The sequence below is a fragment of the Thermophilibacter immobilis genome, assembly GCF_015277515.1.
Classification (GTDB): domain Bacteria; phylum Actinomycetota; class Coriobacteriia; order Coriobacteriales; family Atopobiaceae; genus Thermophilibacter; species Thermophilibacter immobilis.
In genome coordinates, this window is the sequence record NZ_CP063767.1 from 1,280,572 (window position 1) to 1,298,095 (window position 17,524).

Sequence of the window (17,524 nt, forward strand, 5' to 3'; positions counted from 1 at the left end):
GGACAACATGCCCATCACCCACGTCTCGGCGGCCATCATCTATCGTGACGAGCGCGTCCTCGCGGGACATCGCACGGACGGCAAGCTGGCCGGCGGCTGGGAGTTTCCCGGCGGCAAGGTGAAGGACGGCGAGACCCCCGAGGAGGCCCTGCGCCGCGAGATCGCAGAGGAGCTCGGCTGCGACCTGCAGCTCATGTGGCCCTACGACACCATCGAGTACGACTACCCCGCCTTCCACCTGAGCATGGACTGCTTCGTCTGCACGCTCGCGCATGGCGAGGAACCCCGAGGGATCGTCCATGACGAGCTGCGTTGGCTGAGCAAGGCCGAGCTCCTCGACGTGGAGTGGCTCCCCGCCGACGTGCGCCTCGTGCGCGAGCTGGGCCTGTTCTGGGACAACACCTTCGAGCCCGAGCACCTCTAGGGAGGATGCGCATGGATGAGACAGACGACCGGCGGCCGACGCGCGTGCCACCCGTCATAGAGAGCGCGAGCGCGACCACCTCCCCCGACAACGCGCGCTCGGGACCCGTCGCCTACGTGGTCACGGCCCTGGTCGTGGGGCTTCTCGCCCTCTTCACCCTGAGCCTCTCCAGCTGCGTGTCCGCCGTGGGCCAGATTGCCACCACCTCGGGATACGCGCGTCCCGATGACTACGGCTATGACCATTACGACTACTATGACTACTACGATAACTACCCTGACGAGGACTCCTACTCCGACGACTACGAGCCCTACGACGAGTACCTCAACGAGCTCCATGACGGCTCGCCGGAGAGGAGCGGCCCTCTCGACGGGCTTTCCCTCCTGACGAGCTCTCTGGATTCGAGCCCCTCGGCGCGCTAGGTCGCGTCGACGCCCCCGCACGCAGGAAGGAACGCCTCATGAGCAAGGCCGACGACCTCTTCGTCTCCATGTGCTCCGACATCATCGAGCACGGAACCACCACCGAGGGCCAGCGCGTCCGCCCGCGCTGGGAGGACGGCACCCCCGCCTACACCCTCAAGCGCTTCGGCGTGTGCAACCGCTACGACCTGCGCGAGGAGTTCCCCGCGCTCACGCTGCGCCGCACCGCCCTCAAGTCCGCCCTGGACGAGGTCCTCTGGATCTACCAGAAGAAGTCGAACAACGTACGCGACCTCCGCTCCCACATCTGGGACGCGTGGGCCGACGAGTCAGGCTCGATCGGCAAGGCCTACGGCTACCAGGTGGGCGTCACGTCCCGCTACCCCGAGGGCGACTTCGACCAGATGGACCGCGTCCTGTTCGACCTGCGCGAGAACCCCTACTCGCGGCGCATCATGACGAACCTCTACACCTTCTCGGACCTCTCCGAGATGCACCTGTACCCCTGCGCCTTCAACGCCATCTACAACGTGACGCAGGAGCCCGGTGCCGAGCGGCCCACCCTCAACATGCTGCTCGTCCAGCGCAGCCAGGACGTGCTCGCGGCCAACAACTGGAACGTCTGCCAGTACGCCCTGCTGCTCATGATGGTCGCCCAGGTCTCGGGCATGGAGGCCGGGGGGCTCGTCCACATGATCGCAGACGCGCACATCTACGACCGCCACGTGGACATCGTCCGCGAGCTCATCGAGAGGCCCCATTACCCCGCGCCGCACGTGAGCCTGAACCCCGAGGTCACGGACTTCTACGACTTCACCTGCGACGACCTTGTCGTCGAGGGCTACGAGCACGGGCCGCAGGTCAAGAACATCCCCATCGCCGTCTAGGTCGCACACGGCCGAGCGTGAGTCAAGGGCTGGAAGCCGAGAGAGCCGAGGAGGCATCATGAACGCCATCGTATCCGTGACGTCCGACTGGGGCATCGGCAGATCAGGTGCCCTGCTCGTGAGAAACCCCGCCGACATGCGCTTCTTTGTGGAGCACACCCGGGGCGGCACCGTCATCATGGGCCGCAGGACCCTCGAGAGCTTCCCGGGCGGGCCCCTCAAGGGGCGCAGGAACGTCGTGATCTCGCGCCGGCCGGACGAGGTCCCCGCGGGGGTCGAGGTCGCGGGCTCTCCCGTCGCCGCGGTGAGTCTCGTGGCGGACGACGACCCCGAGCGGGTCTGGCTCATCGGCGGCGCCTCGGTCTACGCCGCCCTCATCGACCGCTGCACGCGCGCCTACGTGACCAAGCACGACTGCGTGCTGCCGGCCGACGCCTACTTCCCCGACCTGGACGCCGACCCGTCCTGGGTCGTCGAGGCGCAGGAGCCGGGAGGGACCACCGAGGATGGCACGGCCTTCTCGTTCGTGACGTACCGGCGGGCGTATAGGGCGCGCACACCCCTCCCCAAGGTACGTACACAATTTCTAGATTGATGCTCTTCTCGCCAAGAGCCCTACCTGCGGACTCTCTCAGATGACCCCGCTTTAAAAAGCGCAACTGCGTACATACCCCAAGAGAGAGTGTACGTACCCTTCAATAACGGAGCATGGACACGAGCGTGCCATGGCGCACAGAAGTCCTCCCGAGAGAGGCCGAACCGCGCTCCATGGCAGGCTCGTCGATTCCTGGTCGGCCCCTATCGGCGATGCCACAGAAGAAAGCCCGGCACGAGCGCCACGATAACCCCAGCTATGCCCAGGGGGAGCGCGGCGACATAGAGGAGAAAGCCGAGCGAGACCGCGCCGAGGCCCTGGGTCCCCACCAGATAGGATTTGTAGCCCAGGCCGGGAAAGGCCTGCGGATACCATGCGTAGCAGGCAAAGAAGATGACGGCAAGCACGGCACCAAGGATTGCAAGCGTACGATAAGAGTTCCTCGACACCCTATGCTCCATTCGTGTCATTAGCGGCAGCGGAAAGCCCCGCAAGGACGTCCGAGCCGCCGTAGAGCGCCGAGAAGAACTCCTCGTTGCCCGCGGGGTCGAAGGTCCAAGTTCCGTCATCATCCTTCGTGCAGGTGAGGCTCACCGTGGTGGAGACGAGGTCCTCGTCGGCGCCCAGGTGGTCATAGACGCCCTGCACGAGCTTCGAGAAGAGCGCGGGACGGCCACCCTCCTGGGAGACGGTCTGCACCTCGTCCGTCTGGGCGAAGGCCGCGAAGTCCGTCCCGGCTGCCTCCACGGCACCGGCCAGGCTCGCGTTGGTCACAGTGACGCTCACCGCGGCGCTCTTGTCCTCCACGACGGCCTCCCCCACCTCGTAGGAGAAGTGCGAGAAGCAGTGGCGATGCCACTCGTCCGGATCGACCCCATACGTCTGGAGGACCCCCATCGTGGCCTCGTCACCGAAGTTCGCCGAGGCCCAGGCGTCATCATCGGGCTTCTTTCTCTGGTTGTCATCGGCGGGTACGACATAGCCGTCAAGTACGCCGCTCACGGCCTTTTTGGCCTTGTCCTCGTCCGACGTGCAAGCCGCAAGGCCCACCACCAGCACGAGGGTGAGAAGCCCCGCCGCGACGGCACGAAGACGCATGCGATTGTCCATGGAGATCCCTTCAGACGTGTCCGCACGTAAGCTTATCCCAATCGGTCACAAGACGAGCTGCCGGCACCTCTCCCCGCTCCGCCTCTTCAGGATTGGGGCGAAGAGAGGGGGATGAGCCGGGACCGAACACACGCAAAACGGCCCGCCAGCCGAAAGGGGCTGACGGGCCGAGAGACGCGGGGGCTCGGACGCGGACGCGCTACTCGTAGTCGTTGGCGGCGTTGACCCAGGCCCTCAGGGTCTCCTCGTTCTCCTTGCGGCCGCGCGAGAGCTCGGCGGCGGCCACGACGGGCACCCAGTAGAGGATCTTCTGCTTGGGGACATCGGCCTTCTGGGCGTAGAGGTCCAGGTAGGCCGCAGCGGTCTGGGGAGACTTGTCGGCGGTGAGGATGTAGGTCATCGCGGCGTCGGCCTCGGGCAGGCCGCGGGTGACGTGGGCCCAGTCGCAGACGTAGAGCTCGCCGTCGGCGCCCACGATGACGTTCGTGGGATTGAAGTCTCCGTGGCAGACGCTGCGACCCGGCATCATGCGGTCGGCCTTCATCTGCAGGTCATAGCGAATCGTCGGGTCGAGGTCCTCGAGGACGGCGATCATGTGGGAGATCTTCTCGCGCTGGGCGTTGAGCAGGGTCGGGGCGGGCGTGCCCTGGACGGCCACCTGCAGGTCGACGAACTGCTCGAGGTAGCCGTCGAACGCGGGCGTGCCCGAGGACTCGACGAAGAACTCGTCGAGCACCCTGCCCTCGACGTACTGCGTGGAGAGCGCCCAGGAGCCGTCAGCGACCTGCGAGACCTCGAGCACGTGGGGGTGTCTGATGCCCGTCTCGCCGATGCGCGCGATGTTGAGCGCCTCGTTGAAGACGTCGCCGGCCGGCTTCGCCGCGTTGAAGACCTTGACCACGCGCGCGCCGTCCCGGTAGACGACCTTGTTCTGGCGCCGTGCGAGTTCGACCTTACTGTCAGAGAGTTCCATTGCTGCCTCCTTCTGGGCAACGAACCGAACGTGTCCGGACTAGTCCTCGTAGGAGCTGGGCTCGCGGCCGTAGTAGGCGTCGAGGTAGAGCTCCTTGATCTCGGTGACGAGCGGGTAGCGCGGGTTGGCGCCCGTGCACTGGTCGTTGAAGGCGTTCTCGGACATCTCGTCCAAGGTGTCCAGGAAGTACGTCTCGTCGACGCCGAAGTCGGCGATGGTCTTCTTGACCCCCACGTGATCGTTGAGCTCCTCGATCTTGGCGAGGAACTTCTCGAAGACCTCCGCGTCACTGGCGCCGGTCACGCCGCAGAAGCGCGCGGCCTCGGCGTAGCGGGCCAGCGTGTGCGGGTAGGCGTACTGCGGGAAGGTGCCCATCTTGGTCGGGCGCTCGGCGGCGTTGTAGCGCATGACGCGCGTGAGGATGACCGCGTTGGCCCAACCGTGCGGGATGTGGTGGTAGGCGCCAAGCTTGTGGGCCATCGAGTGGTTGACGCCCAAAAAAGCGTTGGCGAAGGCCATGCCGGCCATGCAGGAAGCGTTGGCCATGTGGTCGCGGGCCTCGACGTCGTTGGGGTTGTCGTAGGCGCGCGGCAGGTACTCGAAGACGAGCTTCATCGCGCGCAGGGACAGGCCCTCGGTGAAGTCGGAGGCCATGACCGAGACGAACGACTCGAGCGCGTGGGTGAGGACGTCGACGCCGGAGGCCGAGGTGAGGCCCCTGGGCTGCGTCATCATGTTGTCGGTGTCCACGATGGCCATGTTGGGCAGGAGCTGGTAGTCGGTGATAGGCCACTTGGTGCCGGTCGCAGCGTCCGTGATGATCGAGAAGGGCGTGACCTCGGAGCCCGTGCCCGAGGAGGTCGGGATGGCCACGAAGAAGGCCTTCTTGCCCATCTCGGGGAAGCTGTAGACGCGCTTCCTGATGTCCATGAAGTCCATGGCCATGTCCTCGAACTTCTCGTCCGGGTTCTCGTACATGGACCACATGATCTTGCCGGCGTCCATGGCAGAGCCGCCGCCGATGGCGATGATGCAGTCGGGCTCGAAGGCGCGCAGCTGCTTCAAGCCCTCGAGTGCGCACTGCAGCGTGGGGTCGGGAGCGACGTCCCAGAAGCTCGAGTGGGCGATGCCCTGCTCGTCCAGGGACTCCTCGATCTTCTTGGTGAAGCCACTCTTGAAGAGGAACTGGTCGGTGACGATAAACGCGCGCTTCTTACCATAGGCCTCGGAGAGCTCGCGCAGGGCGACGGGCATGCAGCCCTTCTTGAAGTAGACCTTCTCGGGTATGCGAAGCCACAGCATGTTCTCACGCCTCTCTGCCACGGACTTGATGTTGAGCAGATGCTGGGGGCCGACGTTTCCGGAGACGGAGTTGCCGCCCCAGGAGCCGCAGCCCAGCGTGAGGGAGGGCGCCATCTTGAAGTTGTAGAGGTCGCCGATGCCACCCTGGGAGGAGGGGGTGTTGATCAGGATGCGGCAGGTCTTCATGGCCTCGTAGTGCCGCTCGATCTTCTCCTTCTGGTTCACGTCAACGTAGAGCGACGAGGTGTGGCCGTAGCCGCCGTCGGCGACGAGGCGCTCGGCCTTGGCCAGGGCGTCGCCGAAGTCCTTGGCCTTGTACATGGCCAGGACCGGGGAGAGCTTCTCGTGCGCGAACTCCTCGGAGGGGTCGACGGAGGTGACCTCGCCGATGAGAATCTTGGTCTTCTCGGGTACCTCGACGCCGGCGAGCGCAGCGATCGTATGCGCGCTCTGGCCGACGATCTTGGCGTTGACCGACCCGTTGATGATGACGGTCTTACGGACGCGGTCGAGCTCCTCGCCCTCGAGGAAGTAGCAGCCGCGAGCCGCGAACTCCTCCTTGACCGCATCGTAGACGGGCGCCAGGACGGTCACGGACTGCTCTGAGGCGCAGATCATGCCGTTGTCGAAGGTCTTGGAGTGGACGATCGAGTTGACGGCCAGCTTGACGTCGGCCGTGTCGTCGATGATGGCAGGCGTGTTGCCCGGGCCGACGCCCAGGGCGGGCTTGCCGGAGGAGTAGGCGGCGCTGACCATGCCCGGGCCACCCGTGGCCAGGATGATGTCGGCGGAGCGCATGAGCTCGTTGGTCATGTCGAGGGTGGGGACGTCGATCCAGTCGATGACGCCCTTGGGGCACCCGGCGGCCTCGGCGGCCTCGCGTACGACGCGCGCGGCCTGGGCGGTGCACAGGCGGGCGCGGGGATGCGGCGAGATGAGGATCGCGTTTCTAGTCTTGAGCGCGATGAGACACTTGAAGATGGCCGTGGAGGTGGGGTTGGTCGTGGGAATGACCGCCGCCACGAGGCCCATGGGCTCGGCGACCTGCTTGAAGCCGAAGGCCTCGTCGTCGGAGATGACGCCGCAGGTCCTCATGTCCTTGTACTTGTGGTAGATGTACTCGGAGGCGTAGTGGTTTTTGATGACCTTGTCCTCCATGACGCCCATGCCCGTCTCCTCGACGGCCATCTTGGCGAGCGGGATGCGCTCCTTGTTCGCCGCCATGGAGGCCTCGTAGAAGATCTTGTCGACCTGCTCCTGGCTGAACTTGGCGAACTCGGCCTGCGCGGCGCGCATCTGCTGGATGCGCCTCTGCAGCACCTCGACGCTGTCTATGGTTGCCGGGACCTTCTTTGCCATGCGTTCCTCCTCTTTCACGAGACCGCGCGGGCGACCGTTCGCGGGCGCGATCGTACAAAGGACAGCTCACACACGTTTAGGGCATCACCGATAAAAGCAGTCCGAACGAGTATAGCATGAGAAAATCGCGCCCATCGTCCATATGGCGCCGTTCGTTCGATTGCCTCTTGACAAGTCGTTCGCATTGCATGTTTAAAAGAGCTTCCTGGAACTAGGCCAGCTCTATCGTATCTTCTTTTTACTTTATTCTCAAAAGTATTTTTGAAATATTACTGTTATTTCAACAGTATCTAGGAGAGAAGGGCGCTGACCTCGCCTGCGGTGGTGATGGAGCCGCAGGCCACGCACTCCTCGCCGCGCGCCGTGATGAGGGCGAGCGCCTCGGTGATTGTGGGGCAGGTGGCGAGGGGCTCGACGCCGGCGCGCTCGAACGCGCGCGCGAGCTCGCCGGCGGCAAGGGCGCGCGGCGAGGACGTCTGCGCGCACACGACGCGGGGAAACTCGGGCGCAAGCAGGCCGACGATGCCCTCCACGTCCTTGTCGGCGAGCACGGCGCACAGGAGCGTGGGCCTCGAGCAGACGTCCGCGTGCACCTGGCGCACAGCCGTGAGGAAGGTCTCCACGGACTGCGGGTTGTGACAGGCGTCGACGAGCACGAGCGGGTCGGCGCGCCTCACGTCGAAGCGTCCCGGCGTGGGGCACGAGACCACGGAGTCAGCAAGGGCCCGCTCGTCGAGGGGGCGCCCGAGGTAGTCCTCCGCGAGCGCGACGGCGCAGGCCACGTTGGCGGCTTGGTAGGTGGGCTTCAACGCCGCGACCTCGCGGTAGGTGGCGCGGAGCGTCTGCACGTCGAGCACGAGGGCACCCCCGATTCGACCGGGGCGACGCGTGACCAGGTAGCTCGCGTGGGGCAGATCCTCGTGCGCGCGCGGGACGCCGGGGTGCAGCTCGCCGGCGGCGTCGTCGAGGTTGTCCGGCCGCAGCAGCGTGGGCGTGACCCCCTCACGCACGCACTGCTCGAGGAAGACGTCCTCCATCGTGTCCGGCGTCGCCGTGCCCACGCCGAGCACGCAGGTACGGCCACGCTTGATGATGGCGGCCTTCTCGCCGGCGATCTTCTCGAGGGTGTCGCCGAGTATGCGCATGTGATCGAGGCCGATGCCGGTCACGGCCACCGAGCGGATCGAGCGCGCGGCGGAGGTGGCGTCCCAGCGGCCGCCCATGCCGCACTCGAGCACGCACACGTCGACGCCAGCCTCGGCAAAGGCCACGAGCGCGCCGACCGTGAGCAGGTCGAACTCCGTGATGTCATAGGGACGTGCGCCGATCGCGGAGCGCCGGGCGTTCACGCGCTCTGCGGCCGTGGCGGCGACGGCGATGCCGCGCGCGAAGGACTCACGGCTCACGGGCGCGCCGGCGACCTCCATGCGCTCGTTCATGTCCACGAGCTCCGGCGAGGTGTAGAGGGCCGTCCGGAGCCCCTCTCCCGCAAGGATCGCGGCCGTGTAGCGTGCGGTCGAGGTCTTGCCGTTGGTACCCGCTATCTGCACGCAGTCAAAGGCCAGGTCAGGGTCGCCCGCCTCGACAAGCATGTCCTCCACGCTCTCGAGCATGGGCTGTATGCCAAAGTGGAGCGCCTGGTGGAGGCGGCCCAGCGCCTGGTCGTAGGTCCACGCCGGGACCGAGAAGGGAACCTCGTATGCCATGTTCCACGCAGCCATTCCTCTGGAGGCGAGCCGATGCGCACCGCCTACAGAGGATAGCGCCGCCGACCTCCGGCCGTCGAGCGCGCGCTCGGCGGCCTCGATGACATGCGCGCAGAGAACCGCCGTGGTGACGGCCCCCACGCCGCCCGGCACTGGGGTGATCGCGCCCACGAGGGGCTCCACCTCGTCGAAGGCGACGTCGCCCACGAGCTTGCCGGCCCCCTCGTCCCAGTTCACGCCCACGTCCACGACGACCTGCCCGGCGCGCACGGCGTTGACGCGCACGGTGTTGGGGTGTCCGGCGGCCACCACGAGGACCTCCGCCTCGCGGCAGCGGCGGGCCAGGTCGCGCGTCTTGGTGTGGCACATCGTCACCGTGGCGTCGGCGGCCTGGAGCATCATCGCGACCGGTCGCCCGATCACGAGCGAGCGTCCCACCACGCAGACGCTGGCCCCCGAGAGGACGTGGCCGTAGTGCTCGAGCAGGCGCACGACCGCCTCCGCCGTGCACGGGGGAAACCCCCAGGACCGGCCCGCGAAGACGCCCGCGAGCGAGCCCGTCGTGGCGCAGTCCACGTCCTTGGCGGGCTCGAGCGCCGCGCAGGCGGCCTCCTCGTCGAGATCTCTGGGCAGGGGCCTGAACATCAGACACCCGTGGACGGAGGCGTCCTCATTGACCCCGGCGAGGACGGCCACGAGCTCCTCCTGGGAGCAGTCAGCCGGCAGGATAAACCTTCTGATCGCGACGCCCACCTTCCCCGCGCGCCTGAGCACGGCGCGCTCGTAGGAGAGGTCGTCGGGGCGCTCCCCCACGCGCACGATCGCGAGCGTGGGGGTCACGCCCCGCTCGACGAGCGCGCGGATGCGGACGACGAGCTCCTCGATCAGCGCCTGGGCGACGGGAGCGCCTCTGAGCAGGTCAGCCATGCTAGTCGCGCCCCCTCAGGTGATCCGTGACGCCCTCGGCGACGGTCTGTGCACGCGGCACGTAGCAGGCGAGCATCTCGTCGCAGGCGGCCTCGATGCGCGCGGCCCAGGCACGGTCCGTGGCGTCATGCGTGTTGACGAAGACGTTCAGGCTCGCGGCCTCCAGCGCCGCGCGGGCGAGGAGCGCCCCGCACCCCACGTCGGAGAGAAGCGCGCGCGAGCCCTTCTGGCCCATCTCCTCGAGCAGCTCGATGACGTGGCAGACCTGTCGCATGACCTGCAGGGGGGGCTCGGTCGCTGACTCGGTCGCCTCCTCGAGGGTGCGCGCGCGGGTCGGGTCCTCCCTGGGGACGCCGTAGGCGACCGAGAGGGGCTCGAACGCGACGGCGTCGGCCTCCACGAGGTCAAGCAGGCTCGCCCGCGCGTCGTCGAGCTCTCCCCGCATGCGCGCGACGTCGGACTCCACGTCGGCGTAGCGCCTCTTTCCCGTGGTGTAGCTGCCGACCATCGAGCAGAGCGCGGCCGCGAGGGAGCCCACCAGCGCGGCCGCCCCACCACCTCCGGGCGTGGGCTGCTTGGCCGCGACGAGGCCCGCGAACTCCGCGCAGCTCTTGTCAGTAAGACGTTGCATGGCTCCCCCTTGGAGGCCTCGAAAACCCTAAGACTTTAAGACGACCGCCTAGAACAGCCCCGTGATCCTGCCGTCCTCGTCCACGTCGATGCTCTCGGCAGCGGGGTGCCTGGGCAGGCCGGGCATCGTCATGATGTCGCCGGTGAGCGCCACGACGAAGCCCGCGCCCGCCGAGACGCGCACGCTGCGCACCGTGATGGCGAAGCCGGTGGGAGCGCCCAGCTTGGTCTGGTCGTCGGTGAAGGAGTACTGGGTCTTTGCGATGCAGACCGGCAGGTTCGTGAAGCCCTGCTCCTCGAGCTGGGCGATCTGCCTCTCCGCGGCGCTCGTGTAGCTGACGCCGTCGGCGCGATAGACGCGCCGGGCCACAAACTCGAGCTCCTCCTTGAGAGAACCGAGCTCGTAGGCGTACCGGAAGTCGCTGGGCTCGTCGCACAGGCGCACGACCTCGCGAGCCAGGGCCCCTCCGCCCTCGCTGCCCTTGGCCCAGACCTCGGAGAGCGCGACGTTGACGCCAAGCGCGCGGCACTTGTCCTCGACGAGAGCGAGCTCGGCGGGGGTATCGGTGGGAAACGCGTTCACCGCCACGACCACGGGCAGGCCGTAGACGCTTCTCATGGTGTCCACGTGCTGCAGGAGGTTGGGCAGGCCGCGCTCGAGGGCCTCAAGGTTCTCGGTGCCCAGATCCGCCCTGGCCACGCCCCCATGATGCTTGAGGGCGCGCACCGTGGCCACGACGACACAGGCGTCCGGCGCAAGGCCGGCCATGCGGCACGTGATGTCGCAGAACTTCTCGGCACCGAGGTCCGCGCCGAAGCCCGCCTCGGTGACCACGTAGTCGCCGAGGCGCAGCGCGGCATCGGTGGCCATGACGGAGTTGCAGCCGTGCGCGATGTTGGCGAAGGGGCCGCCGTGGACGAGGGCGGGATTGTGCTCGAGCGTCTGGACGAGGTTCGGGGCCAGGGCGTCCTTGAGAAGCGCCGTCATGGCGCCCTCGGCGTGCAGGTCGTGGGCCGTGACGGGCATGCGGTCGTAGGTGTAGCCCACGACCATGCGGCCCAGGCGGCACTTGAGGTCGGCCAGGCTCGTGGCCAGGCAGAAGACCGCCATGACCTCGGAGGCCACGGTGATGTCGTAGTGGTCCTCACGGACCGTGCCGTTGGCCACGCCGCCCAGGCCGTCAACGACGTTTCTGAGCTGGCGGTCGTTCATGTCCACGACGCGGTGCCACGTGATGCGCCTCGGGTCGATGTTGAGCTCGTTTCCCTGCTTGACGTGGTTGTCGACCATGGCGGCGAGCAGGTTGTTGGCGGCGCCGATGGCATGGAAGTCGCCCGTGAAGTGCAGGTTGATGTCCTCCATGGGGATGACCTGGGCGTGCCCGCCCCCGGCGGCTCCGCCCTTGACGCCAAAGACGGGCCCGAGCGAAGGCTCGCGCAGGCACAGGACGCACTTCTTGCCGATGCGGTTCAGCGCGTCGGCCAGGCCGACGGAGGTGGTGGTCTTGCCCTCCCCTGCTGGCGTGGGGCTGATGGCGGTCACGAGGACGAGCTTGGCCTTGCGCGGCCTCTGGGCGAGGTCGCTCACGTCCACCTTTGCCTTGTCATATCCGTACGGCACGAGGCTCTCGCGCGCGAGGCCGAGCTCATCGGCCACCTTGGCTATGGGGTAGCCCTCCTCCTCGGCCTCCTGCGCAATCTGGATATCTGTCTTGAACTCGGCCATCGTGTTCTCCCATCTGCACCGACACCGGAGCTCTCGCGTCTCCCCTATGAGCATGAGCTTACACACGCCGCAGCGCGCCGTCGACCTTCGGACACACGCGCGTGACCAAATTCGCTTCTCGGGCGCCTATCGTCCGCCGAGAAGCGCCTCGAGCTCGAGCACCTGATCGCGAGGGTCGCGCGCGTCCGCCGAGAAGCGCCTCCACGCGTCCTTGTCGCCACGGGCCCGCCAGTCCACGATGGGGCCGAAGCCTCCCTGGAGCGTGCGCGCGGCAACCGAGAAGCTCGGGTCCGCGCGCAGGCCCAGGTAGCGCACCTCGGCCACAAGGGGATGACAGGCGAGGTAGGAGGCCACGACCTGGGCCGCGTCCGAGCGAGCGCGCCAGCGGACACGGGCGTCGGCGTCCGCGAGCGCGCACGTTGCTTCGTCTGCGCCCAAAGGCTCGAGCGCCTCGTCCAGGCATGACGCAAGGGCTGCGTGCCCGCCAATTCCCACGAGGACCCGCCCGGAGGCCAGCGCGCGCACGAGGGCAACGTCCGCGCCCATCCCGAGAGCGGGGCAGGCGGAGGGGCCCGTCTGGCTCACGTCACAAACGAGCTCCCTGCGCGCCTCGTGGGCCGTACGTGCCTGCACCCGCACGTCGGCGCAGGAGACGGGGACGCCCCCGAGCGGCGCGATCACGCGCACGTCAGGGGCGTCGGAGAGCATCTTGTCCAAGGTGGCAGCATCCGCGACGTACCAGCGCGACGTGCCCATCTGCCCTACCTGCGCTCGGAGATCTCGGCGCCCACCTGGGAGACGAAGTCGTCGAGGGCCATCTGGTGCGTCTCGTTGGTGCGGTCGCGCACGGAAATGTTGTTGGCCTCGACCTCCTTCTCGCCCAAGATGAGCATGTAGGGGACGCGGTCGATCGAGCGGGCCTCGCGGATCTTGTAGCCGATCTTCTCGTCGCGGTCGTCCACCTTGACGCGCACGCCGGCAGCGCGCAGTTCGTCGGCGACCGCATGGGAGTAAGCGCGGGTCTTCTCGGAGACGGGCAGGACCTTGACCTGGCAGGGAGAGAGCCACGTGGGGAACTTGCCCGCGTACTGCTCGGTCAGCATGCCTATGAAGCGCTCGAACGAGCCGAAGCCCGCACGATGGATCATGATGGGCTGCTTCTTGGAGCCGTCAACGTCCGTGTATTCGAGCTCGAAGTTGTGTGGGAGCTGGAAGTCGAGCTGGATCGTGCCGCACTGCCATGTGCGGCCCAGGCAGTCCTCGAGGTGGAAGTCAATCTTGGGGCCGTAGAAGGCGCCGTCGCCCTCGTTGACGGTGTAGTCCAGGCCCATCGAGTCGAGAGCGTCGCGCAGGCCCTGCTCTGCGCGCTCCCAGTCCTCGTCGGAGCCCATCGAGTCGTCCGGGCGCGTGGAGAGTTCTACGCGGTACGGGAAGCCGAACTGCGCGTAGTAGGCCGTGATGAGGTGCGCGGTGTCCGTGACCTGCTCGGTGATCTGGTCCGGGCGGATGAACAGGTGGGCGTCGTCCTGGGTGAACTCGCGGACGCGGAAGAGGCCGTGCAGGGCACCCTTGAGCTCATGGCGGTGGTCGAGGCCCGCCTCGGCGAGCTTCAGGGGCAGATCACGATACGAGCGCGGCTTGGACTGGTAGATGAGGCACGCGCCGGGGCAGTTCATCGGCTTGATCGCATAGTCCTCCTCGTCGATCTGGGTCGTGTACATGTTGTCCTTGTAGTGCTCCCAGTGACCCGAGGTCTCCCAGAGCTTGCGCGACAAGATGATGGGGGTCTGGACCTCGTCGTAGCCGTAGGCGGCCTGCATCTCGTGCCAGTACTGCATGAGGGAGTTGCGCACGACCATGCCGTTGGGCAGCCAGAACGGGAAGCCCGGGCCGGCGTCGTTGGTCATGAAGAGCTCCATCTCGCGGCCTATCTTGCGGTGGTCGCGGCGCTCGGCCTCCTCGAGCATCTTGAGGTGATGGTCGAGCTCGTCCTTGGTGGCGAAGGCGGTGCCGTTCACGCGCGTGAGCATCTTGTTGTTCTTGTCGGCCTTCCAGTAGGCTCCCGAGACGCCCGTGAGCTTGAAGGCCTTGAGGGCCTTGGTGTAGGTGAGGTGGGGGCCCACGCACATGTCGATGTACTCGCCCTGCTGGTAGAAGGTGATGCGGGCGTCTCCGGGGAGGTCGGCGATGTGCTCGACCTTGTACTTCTCGCCGCGCTCCTCCATGAGCTTCACGGCCTCGTCGCGCGGTAGCTCGTAGGTGGTGAACTTGAGGTTCTCCTTGGCGATCTTCTTCATCTCGGCCTCGATGGCGGGCAGGTCGTCCTCGGAGATCTTGGCGTCACCGAGGTCGACGTCGTAGTAGAAGCCGTTGTCGGTGGCCGGTCCGTAGGCGAAGTGGGCCTGGGGGTGCAGGCGCTTTATGGCCTGGGCCATGATGTGCGCGGCGGAGTGGCGCACGACGTGGGTGACCTCCTCGGCGGGGCACTCATCCACGTGGCCGTCGTTATAGAGAACCTTCATGAGAAACCTCTTCCTCCGTGCGTTCATGTGTCTTTTTGTGGTTGCCCGACAAGAAAAGCGCCCGCACGCCACCTGGGGGTGACGTCGAGCGCTCTGAGGCGTCTGTCGCGTGGCCTGCCGGCCGATGAGGGGACAGACGCCTAGATAGTCTGCGTTCGCGCGCTGCGCGCCATGAGGCAATACATCAGGTTGGGGCCCTTCCCGTAGGCGGATGCTGCTTATGGTTTACCACAAGAGGGGGCTTCGTGTCTGCGAGCCGCAGGTGAACGCAAATATACCCGTCGTCTGCGAGGAAGTCCGTCCAAAGCACGGAATTTGTCGAGGAAGAGCGTCCTGTGCAACATACTGGGCGCCCTTTCTCGCATGGGCTCGCGCACGGGGCGGACTTCCTCGCGGAGAACCGAGCTCACGGGATTGCGCGCACGTCCTTCTGACAGGGACGCTATGCAAACCTGCGTTTTTCTCGCCAGAGCGCCTTTGCGTAGCGGCTGCGCCGGCGGGCGGAGCCACGCTCACAAAAAAGCCCGCGTCGCAAGGCGCGGGCAAAAGACTCGCTCAGACGAAGTCTACTGGATGCGCGTCCGGCAGTACGGGCAGGTCTTCCAGTCCGCGTTGAGGGGCCGGTGGCAGGTCGGGCAGACGTTTCTCACCTGGGTGTTGCAGATCGGGCAGACCACGAAGTCGCGGTCGATGGGCGCGCCGCACTTGGGACAGATGCCGTAGTGCGACAGCTGATGCTCCCGCAGAGCGATGTCGAGGTCCTGCTCCTCACGGTCGATGAGATAGGAGCTCGGGCGCAAGATCACGTAGGCGAGAAGCCCCACGATGGGGATCACGGAGATGATGGCCCACATCCACCACGGCTCGGCCCCGCGGCGCTGGGCGTCGCGGATGACGTAGACGATCGAGAGGATGTAGAGCATCACGACGCAGATGACCATCAGGTAGAGGACCATGCGGACCTCAGGCGTGATGATCTGGTCGAGCAGTTCTTGCATGGGGACTCCTTCTCATGTCGGGGCACGCCCGTACGCGGCACCGCAGATGCCACAGCATTGTAGCAAAAGTGGACTTCTGGAGGCGCTTCGGACGAGCCCCTAGCGACGCGAGTCGCCTCCATCAGGCGATTCTTCACACAATGGCGATGCTACGCAGCCCACACGGCCCCCCGCCTACAGACCCAGGAGCCGCAGCGCCTCCTCGCGTGTCTTGAGGTCGCGCAGGCATCCGCGCACGGCCGACGTCGTGGTGAGGGCACCGGCGGCCCGCACGCCGCGCATGGTCATGCAGGTGTGCTCGGCCTCGAGGACCACGAGCACCCCCAGGGGGTCGAGCTCGCGGACCATGGCGTCGGCGACCTGGCCCGTCAGGCGCTCCTGAACCTGCAGGCGCCGGGCGTAGCCGCTCACGCAGCGCGCGATCTTGGAGAGGCCCGTGATGCGCCCGTCGCGCGGGATGTAGCAGACGTGCGCGCGGCCTATGAAGGGAAGCACGTGGTGCTCGCACAGAGACGAGAAGGGAATGTCCTTGACGATCACCATCTCCTGGTTGCCGGGCTCGTGGAACTGCGTGCGCAGGTACGCGCCCGGGTCCTCCTGCATGCCGCCGAGGATTTCCTCGCAGGCGCGCGCCACGCGGTCGGGCGTGCCGAGAAGCCCCTCGCGGCTCGGGTCCTCCCCTATCGCCACGAGGAACTCGCGCACCGCGGCCTCCACGCGCATCTTGTCAAGCTCGTTGAAGTGCCGCTCGTCGGTATCGCTCATGCGCCGCGACGATCCTCTCTTTGGTCGTGGGGAACTCCCCGGGAAGGACAACACGCTTCACAGCGTGTACTCGCCGTCCCATGGTACGCCATCGACTGGAGGGCGCGCGTCTCAGCTCACGTCGGCCACGGTCTCCCGCTCGACGAGCGTCCCGGGAATCCTGATCGCCGCGGTCTCGTAGCCGGGCTCGGAGCCCCGTATGGCGTGCTCGAAGGCCACCCGCCCGCGCGCGAGCAGGTCGAAGCGGACGGTCGTGAGCCTGTTGTGCGGAACGGTGTTCTCGAGCGAGTCATCGATGCCCACCACGCTCACGTCCTCGGGAACCCGACGGCCGGCGTCGGTGAGGGCGGCGATCACGCCCATCGCCATCTGGTCGTTGGCCACGTAGACGGCCGTGGCCCCCTTGTCTCGGGCAAGCCTGGAGCCGGCCTCGTAGCCGCTGTTGGCAGTCCAGTCCCCCCGGAGGGGCTCCGCCGCCTCGAGGCCGCGGCTCACGAGCGCGGAGCGCCAGCCCGCCTCGCGAAACTGCGAGTCGATGGAGTAGGTGGGGCCGCTCACGAAGCGGATGGCTCGGTGGCCGTGGGAGAAAAGGTAGCTCATGAGCAGGGTGGAGCAGCCGTACTGGTCGGAGTCGACCGTCGTGCAGAACGGGTGCGCATGCATGGTCAGGAGCACTGTGGAGAGGCCCGGGTGCGGACGGAACTCGTTGAAGTCATTGGCCATGATGCTCATGCTCAAGATGAGCCCGTCCACGGGGAGCTCCATGATGCGCTGGGACATCTCCTCGAGCGAGATGGGGGCGTCGTCGCCCATCTCGATCATGGTGAGCGCGTAGCCGTGGTCGCGCGCCGCCGAGGTGATGCCGTCAAGGGTGGCCAGGTTGCCGAACTCGGTGACGTTGTAGAGGCACAGCCCCACCGCATGGTAGCGACCGCTTCTGAGCGAGCGGCCCGCGAAGTTGGGTCTGAACCCCAGCTCGTCCATGGCGCGCAGGATGCGCTCACGCGTCTTGGGGCTCACGTTGGGGGCGTCGTTGGCGACGCGGGAGACGGTCTGCTGGGAGACCCCGACAGAGCGCGCCACCTGTGCCATGGAGACCGGGCGGGGGGCTCCGCCCGGTCGCTGCGATTCGTGCATGTGACTCACGCTCCTCACCATGACCTTGAAGGTGGACGCCT

Annotated in this window: 16 protein-coding genes; 4 read left to right on the forward strand and 12 right to left on the reverse strand. The window is 66.8% G+C overall.

Going from position 1 to position 17,524, the window contains the following annotated elements; genetic code table 11:
* Window positions 1-7 precede the first annotated feature (7 nt).
* Genes INP52_RS05750 through INP52_RS05765 form a run of 4 tightly spaced genes read left to right on the forward strand, consistent with a single transcriptional unit; the run spans window position 8 to window position 2,328 of the window.
* Window positions 8-424, forward strand: a complete 417-nt coding sequence (locus INP52_RS05750) for a (deoxy)nucleoside triphosphate pyrophosphohydrolase (protein WP_194369888.1) — start codon at window positions 8-10, stop codon at window positions 422-424.
* A gap of 11 nt (window positions 425-435) precedes the next feature.
* The gene (locus tag INP52_RS05755; protein ID WP_194369889.1) at window positions 436-846 is read left to right on the forward strand and encodes a hypothetical protein; all 411 of its coding nucleotides are present in this window, start codon (window positions 436-438) and stop codon (window positions 844-846) included.
* Window positions 847-884: 38 nt separating this feature from the next.
* Window positions 885-1,733, forward strand: a complete 849-nt coding sequence (thyA, locus tag INP52_RS05760) for a thymidylate synthase (RefSeq protein WP_194369891.1) — start codon at window positions 885-887, stop codon at window positions 1,731-1,733.
* Window positions 1,734-1,791: 58 nt separating this feature from the next.
* Window positions 1,792-2,328 (forward strand): dihydrofolate reductase, encoded by a 537-nt coding sequence (locus tag INP52_RS05765; RefSeq protein ID WP_194369893.1) that lies wholly within the window; start codon window positions 1,792-1,794, stop codon window positions 2,326-2,328.
* A 203-nt stretch (window positions 2,329-2,531) separates the two neighbouring features.
* On the opposite strand, the gene INP52_RS05770 is transcribed toward INP52_RS05765, so the two are convergent.
* The 12 genes from INP52_RS05770 to INP52_RS05830 form a co-directional block, all read right to left on the reverse strand.
* The gene (locus INP52_RS05770; protein ID WP_194369895.1) at window positions 2,532-2,777 is read right to left on the reverse strand and encodes a hypothetical protein; all 246 of its coding nucleotides are present in this window, start codon (window positions 2,775-2,777) and stop codon (window positions 2,532-2,534) included.
* A gap of 1 nt (window position 2,778) precedes the next feature.
* Window positions 2,779-3,438 (reverse strand): hypothetical protein, encoded by a 660-nt coding sequence (locus INP52_RS05775; RefSeq protein WP_194369897.1) that lies wholly within the window; start codon window positions 3,436-3,438, stop codon window positions 2,779-2,781.
* A 199-nt stretch (window positions 3,439-3,637) separates the two neighbouring features.
* Complete coding sequence (locus INP52_RS05780; protein WP_194369899.1) at window positions 3,638-4,411, reverse strand: phosphotransferase; 774 nt, start codon at window positions 4,409-4,411, stop codon at window positions 3,638-3,640.
* 39 nt (window positions 4,412-4,450) lie between these two features.
* Window positions 4,451-7,072 (reverse strand): bifunctional acetaldehyde-CoA/alcohol dehydrogenase, encoded by a 2,622-nt coding sequence (adhE, locus tag INP52_RS05785; protein ID WP_194369901.1) that lies wholly within the window; start codon window positions 7,070-7,072, stop codon window positions 4,451-4,453.
* Window positions 7,073-7,362: 290 nt separating this feature from the next.
* Window positions 7,363-9,705, reverse strand: a complete 2,343-nt coding sequence (locus tag INP52_RS10090; protein ID WP_332307354.1) for a tetrahydrofolate dehydrogenase/cyclohydrolase catalytic domain-containing protein — start codon at window positions 9,703-9,705, stop codon at window positions 7,363-7,365.
* 1 nt (window position 9,706) lies between these two features.
* Complete coding sequence (locus INP52_RS05800; RefSeq protein ID WP_194369903.1) at window positions 9,707-10,336, reverse strand: cyclodeaminase/cyclohydrolase family protein; 630 nt, start codon at window positions 10,334-10,336, stop codon at window positions 9,707-9,709.
* Window positions 10,337-10,384: 48 nt separating this feature from the next.
* The gene (locus INP52_RS05805) at window positions 10,385-12,061 is read right to left on the reverse strand and encodes a formate--tetrahydrofolate ligase (RefSeq protein WP_194369905.1); all 1,677 of its coding nucleotides are present in this window, start codon (window positions 12,059-12,061) and stop codon (window positions 10,385-10,387) included.
* Between the two features lie 126 nt (window positions 12,062-12,187).
* Window positions 12,188-12,817 carry a PLP-dependent transferase gene (locus tag INP52_RS05810; RefSeq protein WP_194369907.1) on the reverse strand — a complete coding sequence of 210 codons (630 nt, stop codon included), beginning with the start codon at window positions 12,815-12,817 and terminating at the stop codon, window positions 12,188-12,190.
* A 5-nt stretch (window positions 12,818-12,822) separates the two neighbouring features.
* The gene (gene thrS, locus INP52_RS05815; protein WP_194369909.1) at window positions 12,823-14,583 is read right to left on the reverse strand and encodes a threonine--tRNA ligase; all 1,761 of its coding nucleotides are present in this window, start codon (window positions 14,581-14,583) and stop codon (window positions 12,823-12,825) included.
* 566 nt (window positions 14,584-15,149) lie between these two features.
* Complete coding sequence (locus INP52_RS05820) at window positions 15,150-15,581, reverse strand: zinc ribbon domain-containing protein (protein ID WP_194369911.1); 432 nt, start codon at window positions 15,579-15,581, stop codon at window positions 15,150-15,152.
* 174 nt (window positions 15,582-15,755) lie between these two features.
* Entirely contained in the window at window positions 15,756-16,346 is a 591-nt protein-coding gene (gene folE / locus INP52_RS05825; protein WP_194369913.1) for a GTP cyclohydrolase I FolE, read from the reverse strand.
* Between the two features lie 111 nt (window positions 16,347-16,457).
* Window positions 16,458-17,483: a LacI family DNA-binding transcriptional regulator gene (locus tag INP52_RS05830; RefSeq protein WP_228478268.1), complete on the reverse strand. Its 1,026-nt coding sequence runs from the start codon at window positions 17,481-17,483 to the stop codon at window positions 16,458-16,460.
* Between the last annotated feature and the right edge of the window lie 41 nt (window positions 17,484-17,524).